Raw genomic sequence first — 9,795 nt, 5'->3', positions numbered from 1 at the left:
AGTTAAGCCCAGTTCCGTTGATGATACTGCAATCACATGCGGGAAAGTAAATAAACCCCAAAAATATTAATGAAAAAAGAGCTACCAGAAATGGTAGCTCTTTCTCGTTATAGACAAATCAAAAAAACAGAACGCTAATATTCGGTTATTAATACTTATCGAATATTTAAAATATCTTTGTACAAAAGAATTATTTAATATTCTTTTGCAGTCTAATATTAAATAAGCAATTTTCTACTTTATGTAGGATGAATTAACCAAGTATCCTGATGGAAAACTTCTTCTTAGAAATTCATAAATATAGGTACTTGCCAAAACGAAGTCAAAACATGAGTCGTATTATGTCGTATTTTGTTTGTGAAAACAAGTATGCCAAGCGTAAGATGATTTTGTTTGCTGTTTTATTCCTATCATTAATTACTCCATTTAGTTTACCCGCTGCCGAATACCATGCCAATGAAGGTGTTTTAGATTTAAGAAAACATAATTTCAAAAATGATAATGCTGATTTAAAAGGACCTTGGGCTTTTTATTGGAATCAATTATTAAATCCAAACGAAATTACTTCAGAAAAGAAACCAAATTATTACACAGATTTAACCAAGGTTTGGAATAAGCATGAACAATTAGATATTCCCTACAAAGCTTTTGGTGTTGCCACTTATAGTTTAAATTTAATTATAGATCACGGGAAAAACCCGTCACTGGCTTTTTTTCTTCCTGCTACTTATTGTACTTTTAATTTTTGGGTAAATGGTGAATTATTTGCCAAAAATGGTGTCGTTTCAAAGAATAAAGATGAATATAAGCCTCAATGGTTACCCATTCTTAGGGATTATTATGCTGATTCTGATACTTTAAAACTAGTTCTTCAGATTGCCAATTTTGAACACTATAAAGGTGGAATTTCTCAAATGATTGTTTTGGGTGATGACGAAGTCATGAAGGAACAAAGAGAAAGAGAAATTGCTTCTGATTTATTATTAACTGGAGTGTTGTTTATGGGAAGTTTGTTCTTCTTTGGGCTTTACTTTATGGGTCAGCGTGACCGTGAAATTCTGTACTTTGCACTCTTCTGTTTATTTTTTATCTATAGAATTATAGGAGTTGATAAACAATACTATTTGCATCATCTTTTCCCAAATTTGAATTGGTATCTTACCATTTACATTGAATACTTTGCCATATTTTTCTGCATTTTCATTTTCACATTGTTTCTGAAAGATTTATATCCTGATGAAACTCGTGATTGGTTTATTAAGTTTGTGAGTATTTCAAGTCTATTTTATATTGGGCTTTTAGTATTTACTCCGATTTCTTTTTTCACACTTGCCTCTCAATTATTCTTAATTGTCGTCTTACTCTTTATTGTTTATAGTTTTTATGTGGCGATTCGTGCCTTAATGAATAAACGAGTAGGGTCTAAATATGCTTTTTTGAGTTTTTTGTCTTTAGGTATTGCTATCGGTTTGACAATCCTGAGCTATCTAAAAGTATTAGATGCTTCTCCTTTTTACTTTATTTTTGGTTTTTTGGGCTTTATATTTTTTCAAAACCTGATTTTATCTTATCGATTTGCTTCTTCTTTGCGAAGAGCAAAAGAACAAGCTGAACAAGGCGGAAGAGCAAAATCTGAGTTTTTGGCAAATATGAGCCACGAAATTCGTACTCCATTGAATGGTGTGATTGGTTTTGTTGATTTATTAATGAAAACCAAACTAGACAATACGCAAAAACAGTATATGTCAACTGTTTTTCAATCTGCTAATTCACTTTTAGATATTATTAATGATATTCTAGATTTCTCAAAAATTGAAGCAGGGAAATTAGAACTTTCGATAGAACAATATGATTTGTATAAACTTGGAGAACAAGTAATGGATATCGTTACTTATCAGGCAAATGAAAAAGGACTTGAGATTTTATTAAATATACAATCTGACATTCCTCGATTTATTTGGATTGATTCCGTTCGCTTGCGTCAGGTTTTAGTAAACCTTTTGGGTAATGCTGTAAAGTTTACAGATTCAGGAGAAATAGAATTAAAAATTATAATGCTTGAATCAGAACTTGACAAAAATGTGAAATTCAGATTTCAAGTAAGAGATACTGGCGTTGGGATAGACCCAAGTAATCAGCAAAAAATATTTACTGCATTTTCGCAAGAAGACGCTTCTACGACTAGAAAATTTGGAGGTACAGGTTTGGGATTAACTATTTCGAATAAACTTCTGGGCTTGATGGGCAGTCAACTACAAGTAAAAAGCGAAATGGGAGAAGGAAGTACTTTTTTCTTTGATATTACTTTGAAAACCTTGGAAGGTGAAGCCGTAGAATGGAATAATGATTTAGATAAAGTTGAGAATATTTTAATTGTTGATGACAATGCTAATAATCGTGTGATTTTGAAAGAAATGTTGGCATTAAAATCTATTCATTCAGAGCAAGTAAGTAATGGGAAAGCAGCCATTGATTTACTTCGTTCAGGAAAACGTTATGATGCCATTTTGTTAGATTATAAAATGCCTGAGATGAACGGTATTCAAACGGCAAGAAGTATTAGAGAAGACTTGAAATTATCTGTTGATATACAGCCAATCATGCTTTTATATAGTTCTTCGGATGATTATGAAATTACAAAAGCTTGTGAAGAATTGGGGATTAAACAACGTTTAGTAAAACCAATTAAAATTCAGCATTTATATAATGCCCTTCATGAATTAATCAATAAAATAGAACCTGTTGAAAATATCTATGTTGAAGAGAAACCTCCTGTATTAAAAGCGGAATGTAAATTTGGTAAAATTAAAATTCTTATTGCGGAAGATAATCCAATTAATATGTTGCTGGCTAGAACAATTTTTAGTAAGCTATTTCCTGAAGCAAAAGTTATTGAAGCAGTAAATGGAAAAATAGCCGTTGAAAAATTTAAAGAGAATAACCCCGACATTATTTTTATGGATGTTCAAATGCCTGAAATTGGTGGTTATGATGCTACCAAAATCATCAGAGCACTTGAAAAAGAAGGAAAGAGAGTACCGATTATCGCTTTGACAGCTGAAACGATTGTTGGTGAAAAAGAGAGATGTGTGGAAGCTGGAATGGATGATTATATCACAAAACCTGTTTTGAAAGCAACAATTGAAAAAACAGTGATAAAATGGCTATTGAAAGATTAGAAAGATTCTAAATAATTGAGTCCTGTTTGTTGGAATGAAAGGTTTTTTTCCATAATTTTGGAAAAATAACACATTTAGCCTTTGATTCATCAATATGAAATACATTTTACTCCCCTTTTTAATAATTCCCTCCCTTATATTTGGTCAAAAAACGACAGTCGATTCTAGTAAAGTTAAGCAGCTTGATGAAGTGGAAATCAAAGCCTTTAGACAAGATAATAATAGTCTAGGCGATGTTCATAACAGCTATATTTTTTCTGGGAAAAAATATGAAGTAATTGCTGTCAGTAATCTTAATGCGAATATTTCGGAGAAAACAGGACGCCAAATCTTTGCAAAAGTAGCAGGAGCTTTTGTGTATGATATGGATGGTTCTGGAAACCAAATGAATATTTCTACTCGTGGACTCGACCCGCACCGTAGTTGGGAATATAATGTTCGCCAAAATGGAATAATGACCAATAGTGATATTTATGGCTATCCTGCCAGTCATTATAGCCCGCCGATGGAATCTATTCAAAAAATTGAAATTGTTCGTGGAACAGCTTCTCTACAATATGGAGCGCAGTTTGGAGGCATGATTAACTATGTTACTAAAAAAGCTGATTCAACAAAGAAAATTTCTTTTGAAAGTATTAGTTCTATGGGTTCGTATGGACTTTTTAGTACTTATAATGCGATTGGTGGAAAGATTGGGAAACTAAGATATTATGGATATTTCCAAAAAAGAGTTTCTGATGGTTATCGAAAAAATGCTAAGTCAGATGCTGAAGCTCAGTTTTTAACCTTAGAATATGATTTTTCTTCTAAATTGAAAGCGAAGGCTGAAATCGGAAGAAGTACTTACGTTTACCAAATGCCAGGGCCTTTAACGGACGAAATGTTTAATCAAAATCCAAGACAGTCAACCAGAAGTAGAAATTACTTTAGTCCAGATATTATTGTTCCTTCACTTTCTTTTGATTGGAAAATTAATGAAAGTACGCAGTTAAATTGGATAAACTCTGCTGTTTTAGGTACAAGAAGTAGTGTACAGATTGTGGCTTTGGCAACAGTACCAGATGTAATTGACCCAGCAACTGACCAATACAAAAATCGTCAGGTAGATATTGATAATTTTAATAGTTACTCTTCTGAATTACGTTTGACGAAGTATTATTCTATCGGAAACTTTAAAAATACTTTAGTCGGTGGACTTAGATATATCAATAATGATTTACATCGCCAACAATTGGGAAAAGGAACAACAGGTACAGATTATGATTTGACTTTAGTTGACCCAGCTTGGGGAAGAGATTTACATTATAAAACACAAAATGTAGCTGTTTTCGTAGAAAATATCTTTTACATTACACCGGAATTTAATATTTCGCCAGCCTTTCGTATAGAAAATGGCGTTACCAAAATGTCGGGCTATATTAAGTATTTAGCTTCCGAAAAAGTACCGAACGAGATTAAACATTCTTTCCCACTTTTTGGTATGAATACCCAATATAAGTTGAACAATCACCTGAAAATTTATGGAGGTTGGTCACAAGCGTATCGACCCGTTATTTTCTCGGATATTATTCCGCCAACGACTTTGGATGTTACTGATCAAAATCTTAAAGATGCGTCTGGCTTCAATGCTGAAATAGGTATCAGAGGAAATCTTCGCCAGAAAATTAATTTTGATATTACTTATTTCCAGATTGAATACAATAATAGAATTGGGAGTTTGATTTTGCCAGATGCAAATGGTAATAATTATGTCTATAAAACGAACGTAGGAAGTAGCGTCACAAAAGGCTTAGAAGTATTTATTGAAGCCAAACCAATTAGAACTAAAAACAGTGAACTATCTGTTTTCACTGCTACATCATATTTTGATGCCAGTTATGTGAAAGGTTCAGTTACTTTGAATGGAGAAAACAAAAGTATTGTAGGGAATCGTTTAGAAACTGTACCGAAATGGATTAGCAGAAATGGCGTAACGCTTTCGCATAAAATTGTAAGTGCTACTTTGCAGTATAGTTATGTGGCAGATAGCTATTCGGATGCTTTAAATACAGAGCAACCAAGTGTTGATGGTGCTAAAGGTTTAGTGCCTTCTTATGGTATTTTTGATTTGAATGTTTCGTTAAAAATAGCTCAAAATTATACTTTTAAATTGGGTGTGAACAATATTACAAATGAACAATACTTCACTAAACGTCCTACTGGTTATCCGGGAGTAGGAGTTTGGAGTTCGGATGGAAGAAGTATTGTGGCTACTTTGCAGTTTAAGATTTAAGTAAGTACAACAAGTTTCCAACTCGCTGAAATAAACAACGAGTTGGAAACTCGTTGTACTTATCTGAATTTTCCACGTTCATATTGTACTGGCCATTGTACATCTTTTTGTCCTAATTCGGCGGCGGCTCTTAATGGGAAATATGGGTCACGAAGTAATTCTCTTGCTAAAAATATTAAATCGGCTTGTCCAGTTACCAGAATTGACTCCATTTGTGTTGAAGTTGTTAATAATCCCACAGCACCCGTTAAAATCCCTGTTTCTTTTTTGATTTTTTGAGCAAAAGGAACTTGATAAGAAGGAGCAACTGGAATTTTAGCATTATAAATATTTCCACCTGTTGAAGTATCAATTAAATCAACGCCAATACTTTTTAAAATATGAGCTAATTTGATAGAATCAGCTTCATTCCAACCGCCTTCTGCCCATTCTGTGGCTGAGATTCTGACAAATAATGGAAGTGTTTCAGACCAAACAGTTTTTACTTCTTCAATAATTTCTAATAAAAAACGAATTCTATTTTCAAAAGAGCCACCGTATTCATCAGTTCGTTGATTACTCAAAGGTGATAAAAACTGATGTACCAAATAACCATGTGCTGCATGAATTTCTACGACAGAAAAACCCGCTTTCAAGCTTCTTTCCGCAGCAAGTTTAAAATCATTAACAATCGTTTTAATTTCAGCCTTTGTTAAGGCTTTTGGTAAACCATAAGTATCATTGAAAGGAATTTCGCTCGGAGCTACTACTTGCCAACCGCCATCTGCTTCACTAACCAATTTACCACCTTTCCACTGTGAAGAAACACTGGCTTTTCTGCCTGCGTGGGCTAATTGAATTCCAGCTTCTGCGCCGTTGGCTTTGATAAAAGTTGTAATCTTTTGTAAACCTTCAATGTGTTCATCTTTCCATAAACCTAAATCATCGGGCGAAATTCTACCTTCTGGCGAAACCGCTGCGGCTTCGGTAATGACTAAACCAGCTCCGCCAACTGCTCTACTTCCTAAATGTACAAAATGCCAATCGTTAGCAAAACCGTCGATGGATGAATATTGACACATCGGAGAAACAACAATACGATTCTTTAAAACAAGTTCTTTGATTTTTATCGGACTAAATAATTGTGACATATAAATGGAACGATTTAGTGAGTTTGGAGTGAATACTTTATCTATTTTCTTTCAGAGAATATCTTTTTTATTAACTATAATGTAGAACTATCCATCATAGTTCAATTTTTAACTTTTGTATATTTGATGAGTAAAATCAAAATAGAGTTATAAAATCCAGTTTTTTTGCTTATACTTATTTCAATATTCTATCAATTAACTAAACTTACAAAAAAACATGGGACGATTTTCAGGAAAAGTGGCTTTAATAACAGGAAGTAGCAAAGGTATTGGTCGTGCAATTGCTGTTCGTTTTGCACAAGAAGGAGCAAGTGTAATCATAAACAGTAGAAATAATGATGAACATGTTGCCGAAACTATCAGACAAGTAGAAGAAACAGGAGCGAAGGTTCATTTTATTAAAAGTGATATTTCGAAAGTTGATGTTGTGTATGCAATGGTCAAAGAAAGTGTAGAAGTATTTGGGAAATTAGATATTTTGGTAAATAACGCTGGCGTAGAAATTAATGCACCTTTCTGGGAAGTAACCGAAAAAGATTATGATACAGTAATGAATATTAATTTGAAAGGTATGTTTTTCCTCACGCAAGCTTTTGTACGCTACATGATGGAAAATAATGTTGTCGGAGTAATTGTAAATAATAGTTCAGTGCATGAAGAATTACCTTTCCCGAATTTTACAGCTTACTGTGCAAGTAAAGGTGCGATGCAAATGGTGATGCGAAATTTAGCGGTAGAATTAGGACCAATGAATATTAGAATTAACAATGTAGCACCAGGAGCAATCAGAACGCCAATTAATGCTGATTTATTAAGTAAACCCGAATTGTTAGGAACACTTCAAAATAATATTTCGCTTCGTCGTTTGGGTGAACCTGAAGATGTAGCAGGAGTGGTAGCATTTTTAGCTTCAGATGATGCAAAATATGTAACAGGTTCTACTTATTATGTAGATGGCGGATTGACTTTTCATTATACAGAACAATAGATATTCTTAACAGACTTTCGTAGAGATTTAATAGCTGGATGATTTATACATCATAAAAAGAGCTACTTTTGCCATAATTTATATACACAGATACATTTAATAGGATTGATACAAATGATTCGAGAGAAAATCGCTACAATATTAGAACAAGCAAAATCTAACAAGCTTGAGCATAAAACAATTTGTTGGATTATATTTAGCTCTTTCTTATTTATTTGGACGATACAAGAAAATCCACCCACGAACAAAAATGATTTGCATTATGGTTTATGGAGTGTGATGTTGATGCAAGCAAAAGACTTGACAAATAACGAATTTCTACAAAATATACCTTATGGCTATAACAGAGCCTTACGGCTGACTGTACCTGTTATTATCAAAGTTTTTTCGATTACTAGCCAGAAACAACTTTACATTATTCAACTATTGGTGAGTTTTGTCTTTCAGATGCTTTTGGTAAAATTGATTTATAGAATCAATAAAGGGCATATTATCAATACTGTTTTGTTTTGTTTAGCATGTACTTATTGTTATTTTAGTAATACTGCTACCGGAGATTTATTTGGTCATGCAGATACTTTTGGCTTCTTTTTTATCTTGCTTGCTATATATACAAACAATCCATTTGTTGTATTCTTGAGTATGTTAGCTGCTATTTTTACGAATGAACGTACTTTAATTATTGCAGTTCCTCCTGTATGGTTTTGGTGGATTTTAAGTGAATCACCAAAGAAAAAAATGATGATATTTGGAGCGATGCCTCTTGCTGTACTTGGTTACTTTGTCGGTAAATATTATATGCTAAGTTTTCCGAATTTTAAGATGAGTCTTCCAAATGACTTTAGCCTTTTGTATTTAATCAGTCAGCATTCATTTTTTAGCATGTATGTTTTTTCGTTTAAAGGCTTGTGGGTTTTTGTTTTTTATTTTGTTTATCAATTCAAAAAAATACCAATTTACTTATTAGTAAGCTTGTTTTTTTCGACGGCAGCCTTTGTCGTTGCTGACCAAACAAGAGGAATTTCATTTCTTTTTCCGCTATTTATATTGGTTTTGAGCCAGCTCAATAAAGTTGAAACTACAGAAACTATCAAGAAATTATCCATTTACTGTTTGATAGCGTCGATTGTTATTCCCAATATCGTATTCTATGGTGATCATCAATTGAGACCTTCTTTGCTATATATTGTAATGGAGAAATGGGTATTTACTCCTGTAGAAACAATTGTGTCGAATCTTATTCATCACTAATACAAAATGCTGATAGCTTTTCAGATGTAAAAGGTATCAGCATTTTTTAAAATCTTAAACCGTTTTCAACCACATCGGCTGAGTTTTTAAAATTTCTTGATGAATAATACAATTTTCATCATGAGCACCCAATAAATAACCAGTACTCATCAAAAATTCATTTACAATTTCTCCACCTGTAAATTTGAAAGTCTTTTTAAATAATTTTATCCACTCTTCTTTGGTTTTAGGATGATGGAAATTCAACCATTGCTTAAATGAACCATGTTCTTTTTGAAGTACTAAAATGGTTTTGGCATTTTCTATGGCTGCATTTACTTTTAAACGATTGCGGATAATTCCAGCATCGGCTAAAAGTCTTTCTCTATCTGCTTCGGTATAAGCGGCTACTGCTTCGATATTAAAATTATCATAAGCTTTTCTAAAAGATACTTCCTTTTTTAATACCGTTTCCCAGCTTAAACCTGCCTGATTAATTTCAAGAACAAGCCTACAAAACAATTCGTTATCATCGTCTATAGGAAAACCATATAGTTTGTCGTGATAGGCTTTATGCAAAGCCCTTCTTTCATCCGACATATATGCTATTGCGGTACAATATGACATGGCTGTTTGTTTAGTGATAATGTTTGAATGATTAGAAATATTAAGAGATAAAAGAAATAGGTTTCTTATAAAAACTGACACAACATTAAATTTTCCGAAAGAATAAAGTATTATTGTTCCATTTTGAAACAATCTGAAAGTATTATTCAACATAGAATAAAATCATTTTTTATCTAATCAAAAATAAAGCTTATTAAGCTATTTCCCATCTTTCAAATTTCGTCAAATACTTTTAATTTTTTTTATCTGTTTACTCTACCCGAAGGTTTTTGTAAATATTTGATTATGAGACACTTGAATATTTGTCCATTTGGTGAATATATTAATACATTCAGTCCAGAGTTGCATAAAGGTTTTGGTAGGATTCTT

6 protein-coding genes are annotated in these 9,795 nt (G+C 32.7%); 4 read left to right on the top strand and 2 right to left on the bottom strand.

Annotation, left to right across the window (positions count from 1 at the left end; all coding sequences use genetic code 11):
* The first annotated feature begins 269 nt into the window (after window positions 1-269).
* Together VB776_RS24165 and VB776_RS24160 are read left to right on the top strand one after the other, a co-directional pair.
* Window positions 270-3,179 carry a hybrid sensor histidine kinase/response regulator gene (locus tag VB776_RS24165; RefSeq protein ID WP_323699416.1) on the top strand — a complete coding sequence of 970 codons (2,910 nt, stop codon included), beginning with the start codon at window positions 270-272 and terminating at the stop codon, window positions 3,177-3,179.
* Between the two features lie 94 nt (window positions 3,180-3,273).
* Window positions 3,274-5,451, top strand: coding sequence for a TonB-dependent receptor family protein (locus VB776_RS24160; RefSeq protein ID WP_323699415.1), 2,178 nt, complete (start codon window positions 3,274-3,276; stop codon window positions 5,449-5,451).
* A gap of 59 nt (window positions 5,452-5,510) precedes the next feature.
* Here the strand turns inward: VB776_RS24160 and namA are convergent, their stop codons facing one another.
* The gene (gene namA / locus VB776_RS24155) at window positions 5,511-6,581 is read right to left on the bottom strand and encodes an NADPH dehydrogenase NamA (protein WP_323699414.1); all 1,071 of its coding nucleotides are present in this window, start codon (window positions 6,579-6,581) and stop codon (window positions 5,511-5,513) included.
* 217 nt (window positions 6,582-6,798) lie between these two features.
* Here namA and VB776_RS24150 point away from each other — a divergent pair, with 217 nt between their 5' ends.
* Window positions 6,799-7,569 carry an SDR family NAD(P)-dependent oxidoreductase gene (locus VB776_RS24150; RefSeq protein WP_323699413.1) on the top strand — a complete coding sequence of 257 codons (771 nt, stop codon included), beginning with the start codon at window positions 6,799-6,801 and terminating at the stop codon, window positions 7,567-7,569.
* A gap of 114 nt (window positions 7,570-7,683) precedes the next feature.
* Window positions 7,684-8,820, top strand: coding sequence for a hypothetical protein (locus VB776_RS24145; protein ID WP_323699412.1), 1,137 nt, complete (start codon window positions 7,684-7,686; stop codon window positions 8,818-8,820).
* 54 nt (window positions 8,821-8,874) lie between these two features.
* Here VB776_RS24145 and VB776_RS24140 read toward each other — a convergent pair whose 3' ends face one another.
* On the bottom strand, window positions 8,875-9,426 hold the full coding sequence (locus tag VB776_RS24140) for a DNA-3-methyladenine glycosylase I (RefSeq protein WP_323699411.1): 552 nt from the start codon (window positions 9,424-9,426) through the stop codon (window positions 8,875-8,877).
* Window positions 9,427-9,795 lie beyond the last annotated feature (369 nt).

Origin of the sequence: Arcicella gelida, from assembly GCF_034931025.1 — a bacterium.
In the GTDB taxonomy this organism is placed as follows: domain Bacteria; phylum Bacteroidota; class Bacteroidia; order Cytophagales; family Spirosomataceae; genus Arcicella; species Arcicella gelida.
Note: the sequence above shows the minus strand (reverse complement) of the source record. Positions and strands in the feature narration are given on the sequence as shown.

Coding starts and splice junctions, on each gene's coding strand:
- VB776_RS24165 (WP_323699416.1), top strand. CDS start 270: ATGGAAAACTTCTTCTTAGAAATTCATAAATATAGGTACTTGCCAAAA.
- VB776_RS24160 (WP_323699415.1), top strand. CDS start 3,274: ATGAAATACATTTTACTCCCCTTTTTAATAATTCCCTCCCTTATATTT.
- namA (WP_323699414.1), bottom strand. CDS start 6,581: ATGTCACAATTATTTAGTCCGATAAAAATCAAAGAACTTGTTTTAAAG.
- VB776_RS24150 (WP_323699413.1), top strand. CDS start 6,799: ATGGGACGATTTTCAGGAAAAGTGGCTTTAATAACAGGAAGTAGCAAA.
- VB776_RS24145 (WP_323699412.1), top strand. CDS start 7,684: ATGATTCGAGAGAAAATCGCTACAATATTAGAACAAGCAAAATCTAAC.
- VB776_RS24140 (WP_323699411.1), bottom strand. CDS start 9,426: ATGTCATATTGTACCGCAATAGCATATATGTCGGATGAAAGAAGGGCT.